The following is a 14,442-nucleotide window of genomic DNA, read 5'->3' on the forward strand; positions in this document are numbered from 1 at the left end:
CTTTCAGTCCGCACGTTCAATCTCGCAAAGGAGCGGATGTTCGCATTCCGAGGAATACTGGTTCACCTGTGCCGCCTTTGTTTCCGCGATGTCCCGGGTAAATACCCCGCATACAGCTTTTCCCTGCGTATGGACGAGCAGCATCACCTGCGTCGCCTTTTCCTCGTTCATTCCGAAGAACGTCATCAGCACATCCACCACGAAATCCATGGGTGTGTAATCGTCGTTCAGGAGCACTACCCTGTATCGCGCCGGGCGCTTGAGAGCAGGCTTTTCGGGAGCAACGCTGAGGCCATCCTGCCGCCCCGGCTGTTCGTCCTCCCCCTGATTTAATACTAGTAGAGAATTTTCGATAGTCCGCATCATTGCTTACCGGTTTATCGGTGCTCCTGTCTAAATGTGGATGTCGGCCCCAAGCTTTTCAAGCAGGACGTGTGGGATATTTACTGATACAAACATGATACCGCTTCCAGACTGCGTTCAACCACACATTCCCGGCATAGAAACTATTGACTCGACGCTACGATTGGCCGAAAGTTAAATAGCATTGTAAAATAATGTAAATCCATGCAATGTTTGTGTAACGCGATTCCGACGGTAATTCGGACGGAAAGTGCGACGGCCGAAAGGCAAACACCACGAATAAGAACAGTGACAGCAAAAGAACAGGGGAGTTCATCATGCCAAGAGGCAAAGTCAAGTGGTTCAACAATGCCAAAGGGTACGGATTCATCATCGAGGATGGTTGCAGTGACGACCTGTTTGCTCACTTCTCATCGGTCCAAATGGACGGCTACAAGACCCTGAAAGCCGGTCAGGCCGTATCCTTTGATAAAAAGCCAGGCGACAAGGGCATTCACGCAGTCAACATCATTCCGGATGAGCAGCCCGCCAGCAAGGCCCAGACTGGTGCCGGAGGCGACGCTGCAGAAGAATCGGGGCAACAGGAATCCGGCCGGGACGGTTATCCGCCCCGTGCAGTAAACGGCTGACCTGTCTGGCGTCGGGAGCCTGACACCCCCACCGGCGAAAGCTGGTGGGAGGTGTTATTTTTTCTCTGAAAACCTGACGATCCTGCTAACGGCTGCAACTTGACGCCGCAATCTGACTTTGTCACTCCTTACCTTTGAAGTACCCTACTCTCTCTGAAGCACTCTGCAACTTCTGGAAACGTGCGATTGCATGGCTGAGCTCATTCTTTTCAACAAACCCTTTCAGGTCCTGAGCCAGTTTACTGACGATGGTGCCGCTGGAGGCGACTCGCCGCGCGCGACGCTGGCGGACTACCTGCGAATTCCCGGCGTCTATCCGGCCGGTCGACTGGATTATGATTCCGAGGGCCTGCTTCTGCTGACATCCGAGGGTGCCTTGCAGCACCGGATTGCGTCGCCGGCGCTCAAGATGCCCAAGACCTATTGGGCGCAGGTAGAAGGCGAGATTTCAGACGACGCCCTGAAACGTCTGGCGGAAGGCGTTGAGCTGAAAGATGGCCTGACCCGGCCGGCAAAAGCCACAAGAATGCCCGCGCCGGCCATCTGGCCCCGGATACCTTCTGTAAGGCACCGCGATACCGTTCCAACCAGCTGGCTGGAGCTGACCATTACCGAAGGCAGGAACCGGCAGGTCCGGCGAATGACTGCCGCGGTCGGCTTCCCGACGCTGCGACTGATCCGTTACCGCATTGGCGACTGGACCCTGGCTGGCCTGAAATCCGGTGAACACCGGACAGTCACCGTCAACCTGCCGGCCAGCTCAAACACCAAATCCCGCCCCGGTCGTGCCGGACCCGGGGCCCGACCCCGGAGAACCAGAAAGTCATGACCTGGACACCCCATGCCACTGTAGCGGTTGTTGTTGAAGATCAGACAGGACGTTTTCTCATGGTGGAGGAGTTCAGCGGTGGCAAGGTTGTGTTCAACCAGCCCGCCGGCCATATCGAGGAAAACGAGGCCATACTCGATGCCGTTCGCCGGGAAGCCCTGGAGGAATCCGGCTGGGAGATTGACCCGATACACTTTTTGGGCATCTACACCTACAAGGCGCCGGCAAATGACGTTACCTATTATCGCTTCTGTTACGTCGCCCAAGCCGGGGCGAAGGTTTCAGACCATCTGGACGACGGCATCATTGCCGCCCACTGGCTGACCCTTGACGAGATTCGTGGCCTCGGCGAAAAACTTCGCAGCCCGCTTGTACTGCGGTGCATAGAAGATTACCGAAACGGCCGCCAATACCCGCTGGACGTCGTCGTCGATTCAAAGACGGCGTACTAGGAAAATGGTAAACTCGCGGTTTTTTAACCGGTAGCAACGCTGTAATGACCAACGCATCTGAAGCTCATTCTTCAACCAGCCCAACCAACACCCGCGTTGTCGTCGGCATGTCCGGCGGTGTGGATTCTTCCGTGGCCGCCTGGCTACTCAAGGATCAGGGTTATCAGGTTGAAGGCCTGTTCATGAAGAACTGGGATGAGGATGACGGCACCGAATACTGCACCGCCATGACCGACCTGGCGGACGCCCGGGCCGTTGCCGATGCCATCGGCATCAAACTGCATACCGCCAGCTTCGCCGCCGAGTACTGGGATCGGGTATTTGAGCATTTCCTGTCGGAATACCAGGCAGGCCGCACCCCGAACCCCGACATTCTGTGCAACAAGGAAGTCAAATTCCGCGCCTTTCTGGACTACGCCATCACCCTGGGTGCTGACTATATTGCCACCGGCCATTACGCCCGCCAGCGCCCCATTGCCGGCTCCCAGGGCAAGGCCCAGCTGCTAAAAGGCCTGGATCCGAACAAGGATCAGAGCTATTTCCTGCACGCGGTCTCAGGCGACCGCATCGCACGGACCCTGTTCCCCGTGGGCGAACTCGAGAAACCGGAAGTGCGCCGGATTGCCGAACAGCAGGGCTTCGTGACCCACGACAAGAAAGACTCCACGGGCATCTGCTTTATTGGTGAGCGCAAGTTCCGGGACTTTCTGAAACAGTACCTGCCCGCCCAGCCCGGCGATATCGAAACACCGGATGGCCGGAAGATCGGGCGCCATCAGGGCCTGATGTACCACACCATTGGCCAGCGCCAGGGCCTCGGCATCGGTGGCCTCAGTGAATTTGGCGATGAGCCCTGGTATGTGGCGGAAAAGGACCTCAGTCGCAATGTGCTCATTGCCGTTCAGGGCAAGCATCATCCCCTGCTGTTCTCCCGGGGCCTGGTATCCGGTCCGATTGACTGGGTCGCCGGCCAGCCTCCCGCAGAGTCCTTCCGCTGCAAGGCGAAGACCCGCTACCGGCAGCCGGATCAGGACTGTCAGGTTTCTGTCATTGACGGTGGCTTGCGGGTCGATTTTGAGGATGCCCAACGGGCGGTCACGCCGGGACAATCGGTTGTCTTCTACGACGGCGAGGTGTGTCTCGGCGGTGGTGTCATTGAGGAAACCTGGCGTGATGGCGAGCCCCTGCCGGCCCGCCTGACCGGTTCCCGGACTCAGGAAGAATCCGTATGAGCCGCTCTCTGAAAGACCAGACCCTGGCCCTGGCCGGGGTTTTCCAGGCCGCTAACCTGGTTCAGCAGATTGCCCACAGCGGCCAGTGTAATCAGGCCAGTCTGGAAACCTCCATACGCTCCCTGTTTGCAACGAATCCGGAGAACACCCTGGACGTTTACGGTGGTGAACTCCGGGATATCCGGGAGGGCCTGGTAACGCTTTCCTCCGTGCTCAGCCAGCAGAGCAAGCAGCAGGATATCGAAGTGCTTCGCTATGCCCTTAACCTGGTTCACCTGGAATCCAGGCTGAACCGCCGGTCAGACATGCTGGACGTCATCGGCAGCAGGATCGACCAGGCGCGGCATACCGCCAGCCACTTCGGCTATACCCACCCCAACCTGATCAGCAACCTGGCCTCGGTATACGCCGATACCATCAGCACTTTCCGGATGCGCATCCAGGTGAGCGGCAATCCCTCAGTCCTGCAGCAGGAAGAGAACGCCGCCAAGGTTCGGGCTCTTCTGCTGGCGGGTATACGGTCGGCGGTGCTCTGGCGCCAGACCGGCGGGCGTCGCTGGCAACTGATTTTTTCCCGCAAGAAGGTCATCCTGTTGGCCCGGGAACTGGCCGAGGAAGCGAATCGCTCCCTGTACCACTGACAGCGCTGATTCAGTGCCTGCGCTGGTGTATGATAGGCACCCCCTGATTTTCTTTTGACACAATTCTTTGATGACTTGAGAGGTTTTCGATGGAACTCACCGCCCTGACCGCCATTTCCCCGGTCGATGGACGCTATGGCAGTAAAGTCAGCGTCTTCCGTGAAATCTTCAGTGAATATGGCCTGATCAGGAACCGCGTGACCGTCGAGATTCGGTGGCTGCAGAAACTGGCCGCTCACCCCGGCGTAACCGAAGTGCCTGCTTTTTCCACTGAAGCCAATGCCGTGCTCGACCGCATCGTGAGCGAATTCAGCCTGGAGGACGCCGAGCGTATCAAGGAAATCGAACGCACCACCAATCACGATGTGAAAGCGGTGGAGTATTTCATCAAGGAGAAAATCGCCAGCGTTCCGGAACTGCACGCGGTGACCGAGTTTGTCCACTTTGCCTGCACCTCGGAAGACATCAATAACCTGTCCCACGCGCTGATGCTTCGGGAGGGTCTGGATCACGGCATGCTGCCCGCCATGGACCGGGTTGTCGACAAGCTGGCACAGCTGGCACACGATCACGCATCCCAGCCGATGCTCTCCCGTACCCATGGGCAAACCGCTTCACCCACAACCGTGGGCAAGGAGCTGGCCAATGTGGTCTACCGGTTACGCCGGCAGGTCAAACAGATCCGTGAAACCGAGCTGCTGGGCAAGATCAACGGCGCGGTTGGCAACTACAACGCCCATATTTCAGCCTACCCCGACATTGACTGGGCGCTGAATGCCCGGGAATTCATCGAAGGTCTCGGCCTTGACTGGAACCCGTACACCACGCAGATCGAGCCACACGATTATATTGCCGAACTGTACGATGCCGTCGCCCGTTTCAACACGATTCTGATCGACCTGGACCGGGACATCTGGGGCTACATTTCCCTGGGTTACTTCAAGCAGAAGACCGTGGAAGGCGAAGTGGGCTCCTCCACCATGCCCCACAAAGTCAACCCGATCGACTTCGAGAACTCCGAAGGCAACCTTGGTATCGCCAATGCCCTGTTCAGCCACCTCTCTGCCAAGCTCCCCATTTCACGCTGGCAGCGGGACCTGACTGATTCAACAGTTCTCCGCAACCTGGGGGTTGGCTTTGCCCACAGCCTGATCGCCTATGAGGCCAGCCTCAAGGGGCTGGGCAAGCTCGAAATCAACCCGGCCCGTCTTGATGACGACCTTGACCACGCCTGGGAAGTACTCGCCGAGCCGATCCAGACCGTGATGCGCCGCTACAACATCGAAAAGCCCTATGAAAAGCTCAAGGCATTGACCCGCGGCAAGGCAATGACCCCGGAAGTGATCAAGAATTTCGTTGAGACCCTTGAGATTCCGGAGCAAGCCAAGGCAGAACTGATGGCGCTGACACCAGGCAGTTACATCGGCAACGCCATTGATCAAGCACAAAACATCTGAAACCGGGAGCACGCCCATGGACATGCTTGGCGGACTGACACCCTCTGAATTTCTGCGGGACTACTGGCAGAAGAAGCCCCTTGTCATCCGTCAGGCATTTCCAGGTTTCCGGTGCCCGGTCAGTGCCGATGAGCTCGCGGGCCTCGCCTGCGAAGAAGGCGTGGAGTCCCGGATTGTCATTGAAAACGACGATGGCAAACCCTGGCAGCTCCACAACGGCCCCTTCTCTCCGGACCGGTTCAGCGCTTTACCAGAGCAGGACTGGACCCTGCTGGTTCAGGGCCTGGACCACTGGGTGCCGGACATTGCCGATCTGCTGGAGCACTTCCGTTTCATACCCAACTGGCGCCTGGATGACATCATGGCCAGTTACGCCCCCAAGGGCGGCAGCGTTGGCCCTCACTATGACCAGTATGATGTCTTTCTGCTTCAGGCCCAGGGGCACCGGCGCTGGACCTTTGGCGGCCACTGCGACCACGCCTCTCCACAAGTGGAAGGCACCCCGCTCCGGATTCTGAGTAGCTGGGATGGAGAAGAAACCGTCACCCTGTCCCCCGGTGACATGCTGTACCTGCCGCCAGGCATCGGACACCATGGCATTGCCGAGGACGACTGCATCACCCTGTCAGTGGGTTTCCGGGCGCCGACCATCGACGACATTCTTACCGGGTTCACCGACTTTCTGGCCAGCCAGTCCGATACCTCCGAGCATCTCAACGACCCGGACCTGCAGGTTCAGGATAACCCGGGCACTATCCGGCCCAACGTTGTGGACCGCCTGGAAGGTGTTATTCGGGAGAAACTGGGTGATCGCCGGCAACTGACTCTCTGGTTTGGTCAATATTCCACGGCTCCGAAGAGTATGGACATCGTAGTCCCTGCCGACGAACCGGCCGATGCCGGGGATATTGCGGAAGCGATTCAGGCCGGCGAGCAGATGCGCTGGAATGAAGGCTCGCGCTTCGCCTATTACGATTTTGAAAGCGAAACCGCGCTGTTCGTGGACGGCGAACAATTCCTGCTAAAAGGTGAGGCCCGGCCTCTGGCCCCGCTGCTATGTTCCTCCGCCCGCATCGATATGGCGGCACTGGCCGGATTTGCCGACGACGAAGCGTTGCTTGGGCTTCTGACCACGCTCTACAATCAGGGCTCTGTCTATTTCGAGTAAACATAGGCGGTCGAGGTATCGGCGAGCGGGTAAGCCCTGATAAAACACGCTGTGAATACATCCGTGTACGCTCGGCTCCGCCCTTTAGCGCTTATCGCTCCTGCGTCGCGCTAAAGGTCCGGGGCAAGCCGTCCATGGCTTTCCCGTGAAGTGCTTTGCACTTCACCCATGGCTCCGCACGGTTTTATCAGGGCTTACCCGCTCGCCTTATCAGGCATCATCATGAATATCCGATTCAGAAAATACGATTGGCAACTCGCTCCAGCATCAATCCGGGAAATTCGTCAGCAGGTGTTCATTGACGAACAAAAGGTCCCTCCGGAGCTGGAGTGGGATGAAACCGACGAAATTGCCGATCATTACCTGGCGGTGTTGCCTGACAACACGCCCGCCGGCGTCGCCCGGCTGTTCCCGGCCCTGGAAGAAACCGGCCACATTGGTCGCATGGCGATACCGCCGGAGTACCGCGGACAGGGTATTGGCGAGGCATTGCTGCGACACCTGATCAATGAATCCGCGGGACGGTTTTCAGAGCTCAGGCTCTCTGCCCAGGAACACGCTATCCCCTTCTACCAGCGTTCAGGCTTTCATGTCTGCTCGGGTGTCTACGACGATGCCGGCATTCCTCACTTTGATATGCGTTGCCTGGCACCGGATCTCGCGGCCGAGGCCCTTGCCGGCAAAGACCAGCCGATGATTCTGGGTAATGACACGGAGTCCTGGCTGTTTGATACCGAGGCCAGGCTCCTGGGCCTGATGGATTCCGTGGTTGGCCAGGCAGGTCAGCGAATCTGGCTTTACGACCGCCTGCTGGAACACGATCTGTACGACCGCCATCGTTTCCGGGAGCTGATCTCCGCCCTCGCCCGTCGGCACCGGCTCAGTGAGGTCAGGCTGCTGATCCATGACGACAAACCGCTGGTGAAGCGTCGCCACAAACTGGTCGAGCTCATGCGTCGGTTACCCAGTCGGATGGAACTGCGCCTGGTCAATGAAGATTACCCGGTGGAGGATCAGCCGTTCATTCTGGCGGATCGGGAAGGTGTGGTGTACCGGCATGACTTCTACAAGCCGGAGGGTTTCGCCAGGTTTTCGGACGGTGGCCGGGTGAAACTGCTCTCGGAGAGTTTCCAGCGAATGTGGGATGCCGCCCGCCCTTCCCTGGAATTGCGGGAATTACCGCTCTGAGTGATGAGCCTGTGGCGCGTCCGGCGCTTCAAACTTGGCGCCGAACGGGGCAAATTCGGCATCCACCTCACTGGCAACCTCAGCGATCAGCTTGCGCAGCCACTGATGGTCGGCATTGTGTTGCAGCAACGGACTCCAGGCCATTTTCAACTCAAAGGGCGGAATCTCGAACGGCGGCACCTTGACGACAAGATTCGGATTGTCCCTCTGAAGCCAGGCGGCGCGGGAGGGCAATGTGGCAATCAGGTCATGCTGCTCAGCGAGCAGCATTGCCACCTGATAATGCCGTGTGAAGACGGAAATCTGACGCTTGCGCCCCATTCTGGACAAGGCTTCGTCAACCCAGCCCAGGCGCTGGACGTCCTTGGGATTTACACCCACGCCAACGCCAAAGCCGGTCTTACTGACCCAGATGTGACTGGCATCCAGGTAGGTATCGAGCGTAAACGGCTCCCTGAGCAGCGGATTACGGGCATTCATCAGGCAGGCGAAATATTCGGTCCAGAGAGTTTTCTGGTGGAACGACTGGGGTATCTTGTCGAACCGGTTAATGGCCATGTCCAGCCTGCCCTGCTCGACGTCGAGAAAACTGACGTCACTCGGGGTCAGGACGTCCAGCGTCACCTGTGGCGCCTCTTGCCGGATGCGGCGGAGCACGCGGGGCATCAAACAGGACTCGGCGTAATCACTGGCCATAATCCTGAACACCCGCTGGCTTTCGAGAGCCGAGAACGGCGTCTTTTCCTGCACTGCCTGCTCGATATCTGAAAGGATCCCGCGTACCAGCGGTTGAAGCTCCCGGGCGCGCTCCGTGGCTGTCATACCTTCACTGGTTCTCACCAGCAATGGATCGCTGAACAGATCACGCAACCGCCTTAACCCATTGCTCATGGCAGGCTGGGTGATGCCCAGGTGGTTGGCTGCCTTGGTTACATTCCGCTCGCGCAAGAGCACGTCCAGATAAACGAGCAGGTTCAGATCAACACGGGAAATATCCACAGACAACTCCGGAACGCCATAATAACGGGGTAAAAGAACCTTCATTCACGGGGACAATATACATGATACGGAAAATTCACGTAATCAATGTGCAATACGAACTTTCACATTTGAAAACGGATTCAACGCCGTATTTCTGTTAGTCTTTCGGATACTTGCTGAATAATATCGGTATTTTGAGGCCGGGCCTGCATTCCCGCCGTCCTTTGATCCTGAAGCCGGAGTCGTTACTGACAAAATGGATACCACTACGATTGTCCTTGTGCTGGCCGCCATCGTTACCGTCTCGATTGTCATTATTGTGATCAGCCAGATGCGAGAGCGGGCCCGAATCGAGCGGGCCCGGAAAATCACCGCACAGGAGGACGCGTACAACCGCGCCTTTCGGCTGCTCTCGGAGATCCCCGGTCAGTACCTGACCGCAGACCTTAAGCTCGTGCTGATCAAACGCATGGAAGAAGCGTGTAATGAACTCGCGGGGCTTAAGTCCGGCCTCCCGGTCAAACAGTGGCAGGATTCGGCAACCGATCTGAAAAAACAGGTCATGGAAAAACGTGACACCACCGTGCCGGTAAAGATCGACTCCCCGGAAAAATCCAATTACGTCAAGGAATTGCTTCAGAATCTGTTCAAAATGATTGAGGCGATGCATAAAAGCGGGCGGATTGACGCTGGCACGGCCAAGAAGAACCTCAGGTATGTCCTGTTTCTGGTTCACAAGACCCACGCGGACCTGCATGTGTTCCAGGCCCGGGATTATGTCCGCCAGAACCAGATTCGCAAAGCCATCCACGCCTATCACCTGGCCAGCACCGAAATGGGCAAGTCCCGTGACAATCCCCTTGCCATGAAAGCGGTCAAGAGCTTCCGGACACGTATCAAGGAACTGGAGGCAATGAGCGCAGAAGGCAAGGATGGCCAGTACCATGAATCCCAGTCCCAGCTGGACCGGGAATGGGACACCTTCCTCCACGATGATGAGTGGAAGAAAAAGGCCGACTACGACGACTGAAGGCACAGACCGGGTCGTTAATAGGTCCGGCCCGCCAACAGGGACAGTGCATACCCGTGAGCAAACGCTTCAAGCAGCGGCTTTCCTACCGACTCACCCGTGACACCGTACTGGTTGCCATGGCCTTGGGGCTGGTGCTCAATTTTATCCAGATCACCCTGGATTATTTTAGCGCCAGGGAATCCCTGGAAAGCGAAATCCACGCCCTGATGGACATCAGTACCAGCCCGGCGTCCCAGATTGCCTACAACATCGACATCCGGCTGGCGGAAGAATTACTGGATGGCCTGCTCAGACACCCGGCGACAATCGACGCCCGAATTATCGACAGCGACAACGAGCCCATGGCGGCTTCCAGCAAAAGCAGCCCGACGTCGCCCTACCGCTGGGTCAGCGATCTTCTGTTCGGCTCAGACCGGGTTTTCAGGCATGAGCTGAGAGTGCCTCAGCTTGAGGATCTGCCCCTCGGAGAACTCGTTGTCACCATCGATACCTTCCACTATGGCGCTCAGTTTCTTGAGCGGGCCGGCTACACTCTCATGAGCGGGCTATTCAAAAGCCTCATCCTATCCGCCGCGCTGTTTCTGATTTTCTATTTCGTGCTCACCCGCCCCATGCTCAATGTCATCAGTGCCCTCAGCCAGGTGCGCGCAAATTCTCCGGAGAAAGTCAGGTTGCCAATACCGCACAACCATCGGGAGGACGAGATCGGAACCATGGTTGGCGTCATCAACCAGCACCTTGAAACCATGGATGCCAGTCTGGCGCAACTCCGGCATGCCGAGAGCGCCATGAAGAACTACTCCACTCAGCTTGAGCAGGAAGTTGAAGACCGCACCCGGGAAATCTCCGAGAAAAATCAGGCCCTGCAACGGGGTAACAGCGCCCTGGTGAAAGCCAAGGAAGACGCCGTACGCCGCGCCCGGGCGAGAGCCAGTTTCCTGGCCAGCATGAGCCACGAGATCCGTACTCCCCTGAATGGCGTTCTGGGGCTGCTTGGTCTGGCATTGGAGGGAGATCTTGATTCCGCTGAGCGCAACCGACTGGAGATCGCCCTGAATACCGGAGAGAACCTGCTGGAGCTTCTGAACGATATACTGGACATTTCGAAAGTTGAAGCCGGCAAGCTTAGCCTCGAAAACATCCCGTTCAGCGTCCGGCAGCTGATCGAGGAATGCGCAACGCTCCATACCCAACAAGCCCGTCGCAAGAATATTTACCTGATTAACGAAATAGATCCGGATCTCCCGGAGAGTTTTCTGGGCGATCCGACCCGGGTCCGGCAGGTGCTCAATAACCTGTTGAGCAACGCCATCAAATTTACTGACGAGGGCGGCGTCCGAATCCGGGCGGGCTATTCTGGCGGCAGTCTCAGAATCGGCGTGGTAGATACCGGGATTGGCATGTCAAAAGAGGGTCTGGACAGGATATTCTCACCTTTCTCCCAGGCCGACGCGGACACCACCCGACTTTATGGCGGGACCGGTCTTGGGCTGGCGCTCTGCCGCCAGTTGGTGGAAAGAATGCATGGCCAGATCCTGGTGGACTCCCGGGAGGGCAGCGGCACCCACTTCACCATTATCCTGCCGTTGGCGGTCCATGATGCCGGGCCAGCAGACGCTGAAAGCGTGGCTTCCCCGAAAAACCGTCTCGGCATCACTCCGGAGCCATCGCAAACCGACACCGATCAGCCGCTGTCGATTCTTCTTGTAGAAGACAATCAGGTCAATCAACTGGTGGCCACGAGCCTGCTCAAAAAGCTTGGTCACCGGACAGACCACGCAGAGAATGGCGAGGAAGCCATCCATGCGCTGGAGCGAAAGCATTATGACATGGTGCTGATGGACTGTCAGATGCCCGTGATGGACGGTTATGCGGCAACGCAACGGATACGCCAGAACCCGGACTGGAAGAACCTGCCCATCATTGCCGTTACTGCCAACGTGATGCAGGGAGACCGGGAGGACTGCCTGGCATCAGGAATGAATGATTACATCACCAAGCCCTATAAATGTGACGAGCTCAGGGCAGTGATCAATCGCTGGCGCCCACCTGGTGCTCCAGAACACTCAGGACCTGCCTGAGCTCATCCCGGAGCGCAACCAGCCGGCCCGGCTCGACATCAATACCGCACAAGAGGCGCCCGGGAATCTGCCCGGCTTGCTCTCGCAAGTCATGCCCAGCTTTGGTCAACGCTACCGTCACCACCCGCTCGTCATCCAGGTTCCGTTGTCGGATGACCAGCCCACGGTCCGCCAGGCGCTTCAGCAACGGTGTCAGGGTTCCCGAGTCCAGTCGAAGCCGCGCTCCCAGATCAGAAACCCTCGTTAGCCGTCCGTTTCTTGCCTGCTCCCAAAGCACCAGCATCACCAGATACTGCGGATAAGTGAGGCCAAGGTCCACCAGCAGTGGACGATAACGAGCGGTTACCGCCCGGTTTGCAACGTATAATGCGAAGCAGATCTGGTTATCGACACTCAGCATGTCGCTCAACGGGTCACTCTGTGCTGTCATGCCGGCAGTAACTTCTCGATGTCAGCCCGAATATCCTCGGGTTTGGTTGTGGGCGGATAGCGGCGGACTACCTTTCCATCGGGGCCGACCAGGAACTTGGTGAAGTTCCATTTCACGTTTTCTGACCCCATCAGGCCTTTGGCCTCGCGCTTGAGAAACCGGAACAGCGGATGGGCGCCATCGCCATTGACTTCAATCTTGGAAAACATCGGGAAATCCACCCCATAATTCAGGCTACAGAACTGGCTGATCGCGTCGTCATCACCCGGATCCTGGTTAAGGAACTGGTTGCAGGGAAAGCCCAGCACTTCGAACCCCTTACCCCCCAGCTCAGTATGGAGCGATTGCAGACCCTCGAATTGCGGTGTGAATCCACATTTACTGGCGGTGTTAACAATCAGGAGCACCTTTCCCCGATAGTCTGCCATGCTTTTCTCATTGCCCTGGATATCCCGTACTTCGAAGTCGTATATCGTGTTGCCAGCCATCAGACTCTCCCATAATGAATTTATCTTTTCCACATTTATATTGTGCACAATTTAGTTAAAAAAACCATGTCCGTGCAGGCCTCCCGGGACGCACTTTTACAAACCGGTTCAGCTTTGCATTGTAAATCTGCCTGAACACGACACAATTCATCATAATTCCCCTGTTGCCGCCGACCGTCGCTCCGCTAGAATAAAGGCCTGTCGTTTTGGCAGGCGTCATTTTCCGATCTCACAAGAAGGAAGCCCGGGTCCTATGCAGAACTACTATAAATCCGCCAAACTGGATAACGTGTGTTATGAAATACGTGGCGTAGTTCTGCGGGAAGCACGTCGACTGGAAGAAGAAGGCCACCGCGTCCTCAAGTTGAACATTGGCAACCCGGCCACATTTGAGCTGGATGTGCCGGAAGAAATCCAGCAGGACGTTATCTACAACATGCACCTGGCCCAGGGCTACGTGGAATCAAAGGGCCTGTTCTCCGCCCGCAAGGCTGTGATGCACTATTGCCAGCAGCGAGGTATCGACAAGGTCGATATTGACGACATCTTTCTTGGCAACGGCGTCAGCGAACTGATTGTCATGACCATGCAGGCGATGCTCAATACTGGCGATGAAGTATTGATCCCGGCACCGGATTACCCGCTCTGGACAGCGGCTGTTACCCTGTCCAGCGGCAAACCGGTGCATTATCGCTGTGACGAACAGCAGGACTGGTTCCCGGATATTGACGATATTCGTAAAAAGATTACCCGTCGTACGCGGGCAATTGTGCTGATTAACCCGAACAACCCGACCGGTGCCGTCTACTCAAAAGAACTGCTTGAACAGGTGATCGAGCTTGCCCGCGAGCACAACCTGATCGTTCTGTCCGACGAGATCTACGACAAGATTCTCTACGACGGCACTCAGCACATTTCCACCGCTTCACTGGCCGACGATGTTCTGTTCTTCACCTATAACGGCCTTTCAAAGAACTACCGGGCGGCCGGTTACCGCTCAGGCTGGATGATTGTCAGCGGTGCCAAACACCGCGCCAAGGACCTGACCGAGGGCATTGAGATGCTCTCCAACATGCGCCTGTGTGCCAACGTGCCCGCCCAACTGGCCATCCAGACTGCACTGGGCGGGTATCAGTCCATCAACGACCTGGTAGCCCCGGGCGGACGGCTCTACGAGCAACGGGAGACGGCCTGGCGGATGCTCAACGATATTCCGGGCGTAAGCTGCGTCAAACCCCAGGGCGCGCTCTATCTGTTCCCGAAGCTGGATCCCAAGCGCTTCCCCATCGTTAATGATGAAAAGCTGGTATTGGATCTTCTGCTGCAGGAAAAAATCCTTCTGGTACAGGGCTCAGCGTTCAATATCGATGACAGGCAGCATCTCAGGGTGGTTTTCCTGCCCCGGGAGGACACCCTGGAAGACGCCATGGGCCGGCTCGGAAACTTCCTGGGCAAATACCAGCAGTAACG

General features: G+C 57.1%; 15 protein-coding genes. 11 read left to right on the top strand and 4 right to left on the bottom strand.

Going from position 1 to position 14,442, the window contains the following annotated elements; genetic code table 11:
• Positions 1 to 3 precede the first annotated feature (3 nt).
• On the bottom strand, positions 4 to 363 hold the full coding sequence (gene clpS, locus AC13C0_RS18495; protein ID WP_117620266.1) for an ATP-dependent Clp protease adapter ClpS: 360 nt from the start codon (positions 361 to 363) through the stop codon (positions 4 to 6).
• Positions 364 to 680: 317 nt separating this feature from the next.
• On the opposite strand from clpS, the gene AC13C0_RS18500 reads away from it, so the two are divergent.
• The 8 genes from AC13C0_RS18500 to AC13C0_RS18535 all read left to right on the top strand — a co-directional run bounded on the left by AC13C0_RS18500 (position 681) and on the right by AC13C0_RS18535 (position 7,959).
• Positions 681 to 992 carry a cold shock domain-containing protein gene (locus AC13C0_RS18500; protein ID WP_117617413.1) on the top strand — a complete coding sequence of 104 codons (312 nt, stop codon included), beginning with the start codon at positions 681 to 683 and terminating at the stop codon, positions 990 to 992.
• A gap of 190 nt (positions 993 to 1,182) precedes the next feature.
• Entirely contained in the window at positions 1,183 to 1,821 is a 639-nt protein-coding gene (locus AC13C0_RS18505; protein WP_117617414.1) for a pseudouridine synthase, read from the top strand.
• Complete coding sequence (locus AC13C0_RS18510) at positions 1,818 to 2,273, top strand: NUDIX hydrolase (RefSeq protein ID WP_482954870.1); 456 nt, start codon at positions 1,818 to 1,820, stop codon at positions 2,271 to 2,273. The genes AC13C0_RS18505 and AC13C0_RS18510 overlap by 4 nt, the downstream gene beginning before the upstream one ends.
• 44 nt (positions 2,274 to 2,317) lie before the next feature.
• On the top strand, positions 2,318 to 3,505 hold the full coding sequence (gene mnmA, locus AC13C0_RS18515) for a tRNA 2-thiouridine(34) synthase MnmA (RefSeq protein WP_117617416.1): 1,188 nt from the start codon (positions 2,318 to 2,320) through the stop codon (positions 3,503 to 3,505).
• Positions 3,502 to 4,146, top strand: a complete 645-nt coding sequence (hflD, locus tag AC13C0_RS18520) for a high frequency lysogenization protein HflD (protein WP_117617417.1) — start codon at positions 3,502 to 3,504, stop codon at positions 4,144 to 4,146. The genes mnmA and hflD overlap by 4 nt, the downstream gene beginning before the upstream one ends.
• Before the next feature lie 89 nt (positions 4,147 to 4,235).
• Positions 4,236 to 5,603 (top strand): adenylosuccinate lyase, encoded by a 1,368-nt coding sequence (purB, locus tag AC13C0_RS18525; RefSeq protein ID WP_117617418.1) that lies wholly within the window; start codon positions 4,236 to 4,238, stop codon positions 5,601 to 5,603.
• Positions 5,604 to 5,619: 16 nt separating this feature from the next.
• A complete protein-coding gene (locus AC13C0_RS18530) occupies positions 5,620 to 6,771 on the top strand; it encodes a JmjC domain-containing protein (protein WP_341582131.1) in 1,152 nt (383 codons plus the stop codon).
• Positions 6,772 to 6,993: 222 nt separating this feature from the next.
• Positions 6,994 to 7,959, top strand: coding sequence for a GNAT family N-acetyltransferase (locus AC13C0_RS18535; protein ID WP_117617420.1), 966 nt, complete (start codon positions 6,994 to 6,996; stop codon positions 7,957 to 7,959).
• Here AC13C0_RS18535 and AC13C0_RS18540 read toward each other — a convergent pair.
• Positions 7,948 to 8,958, bottom strand: a complete 1,011-nt coding sequence (locus AC13C0_RS18540; protein ID WP_117617421.1) for a LysR family transcriptional regulator — start codon at positions 8,956 to 8,958, stop codon at positions 7,948 to 7,950. The genes AC13C0_RS18535 and AC13C0_RS18540 overlap by 12 nt on opposite strands.
• A gap of 238 nt (positions 8,959 to 9,196) precedes the next feature.
• Between AC13C0_RS18540 and AC13C0_RS18545 the strand changes: the two genes are divergently transcribed.
• The gene (locus AC13C0_RS18545; protein WP_117617422.1) at positions 9,197 to 9,970 is read left to right on the top strand and encodes a hypothetical protein; all 774 of its coding nucleotides are present in this window, start codon (positions 9,197 to 9,199) and stop codon (positions 9,968 to 9,970) included.
• A gap of 56 nt (positions 9,971 to 10,026) precedes the next feature.
• The gene (locus AC13C0_RS18550) at positions 10,027 to 12,054 is read left to right on the top strand and encodes an ATP-binding protein (RefSeq protein WP_482954871.1); all 2,028 of its coding nucleotides are present in this window, start codon (positions 10,027 to 10,029) and stop codon (positions 12,052 to 12,054) included.
• On the opposite strand, the gene AC13C0_RS18555 is transcribed toward AC13C0_RS18550, so the two are convergent.
• Together AC13C0_RS18555 and AC13C0_RS18560 are read right to left on the bottom strand one after the other, a co-directional pair.
• Positions 12,005 to 12,484 (bottom strand): MarR family winged helix-turn-helix transcriptional regulator, encoded by a 480-nt coding sequence (locus AC13C0_RS18555; RefSeq protein WP_482954872.1) that lies wholly within the window; start codon positions 12,482 to 12,484, stop codon positions 12,005 to 12,007. The genes AC13C0_RS18550 and AC13C0_RS18555 overlap by 50 nt on opposite strands.
• A complete protein-coding gene (locus AC13C0_RS18560) occupies positions 12,481 to 12,972 on the bottom strand; it encodes a glutathione peroxidase (RefSeq protein ID WP_117617424.1) in 492 nt (163 codons plus the stop codon). The genes AC13C0_RS18555 and AC13C0_RS18560 overlap by 4 nt, the downstream gene beginning before the upstream one ends.
• Before the next feature lie 253 nt (positions 12,973 to 13,225).
• Here AC13C0_RS18560 and AC13C0_RS18565 point away from each other — a divergent pair, with 253 nt between their 5' ends.
• On the top strand, positions 13,226 to 14,440 hold the full coding sequence (locus AC13C0_RS18565; protein WP_117617425.1) for a pyridoxal phosphate-dependent aminotransferase: 1,215 nt from the start codon (positions 13,226 to 13,228) through the stop codon (positions 14,438 to 14,440).
• Positions 14,441 to 14,442 lie beyond the last annotated feature (2 nt).

The sequence above is a fragment of the Marinobacter sp. B-21 genome, from assembly GCF_056857895.1.

Excerpts from the sequence above, each read along its gene's own strand:
- AC13C0_RS18530 (WP_341582131.1), top strand. The coding sequence starts at position 5,620 with ATGGACATGCTTGGCGGACTGACACCCTCTGAATTTCTGCGGGACTAC.
- AC13C0_RS18510 (WP_482954870.1), top strand. The coding sequence starts at position 1,818 with ATGACCTGGACACCCCATGCCACTGTAGCGGTTGTTGTTGAAGATCAG.
- clpS (WP_117620266.1), bottom strand. The coding sequence starts at position 363 with ATGCGGACTATCGAAAATTCTCTACTAGTATTAAATCAGGGGGAGGAC.
- purB (WP_117617418.1), top strand. The coding sequence starts at position 4,236 with ATGGAACTCACCGCCCTGACCGCCATTTCCCCGGTCGATGGACGCTAT.
- AC13C0_RS18560 (WP_117617424.1), bottom strand. The coding sequence starts at position 12,972 with ATGGCTGGCAACACGATATACGACTTCGAAGTACGGGATATCCAGGGC.
- AC13C0_RS18555 (WP_482954872.1), bottom strand. The coding sequence starts at position 12,484 with ATGACAGCACAGAGTGACCCGTTGAGCGACATGCTGAGTGTCGATAAC.
- AC13C0_RS18565 (WP_117617425.1), top strand. The coding sequence starts at position 13,226 with ATGCAGAACTACTATAAATCCGCCAAACTGGATAACGTGTGTTATGAA.
- AC13C0_RS18535 (WP_117617420.1), top strand. The coding sequence starts at position 6,994 with ATGAATATCCGATTCAGAAAATACGATTGGCAACTCGCTCCAGCATCA.
- AC13C0_RS18545 (WP_117617422.1), top strand. The coding sequence starts at position 9,197 with ATGGATACCACTACGATTGTCCTTGTGCTGGCCGCCATCGTTACCGTC.
- AC13C0_RS18500 (WP_117617413.1), top strand. The coding sequence starts at position 681 with ATGCCAAGAGGCAAAGTCAAGTGGTTCAACAATGCCAAAGGGTACGGA.
- mnmA (WP_117617416.1), top strand. The coding sequence starts at position 2,318 with ATGACCAACGCATCTGAAGCTCATTCTTCAACCAGCCCAACCAACACC.
- hflD (WP_117617417.1), top strand. The coding sequence starts at position 3,502 with ATGAGCCGCTCTCTGAAAGACCAGACCCTGGCCCTGGCCGGGGTTTTC.
- AC13C0_RS18505 (WP_117617414.1), top strand. The coding sequence starts at position 1,183 with ATGGCTGAGCTCATTCTTTTCAACAAACCCTTTCAGGTCCTGAGCCAG.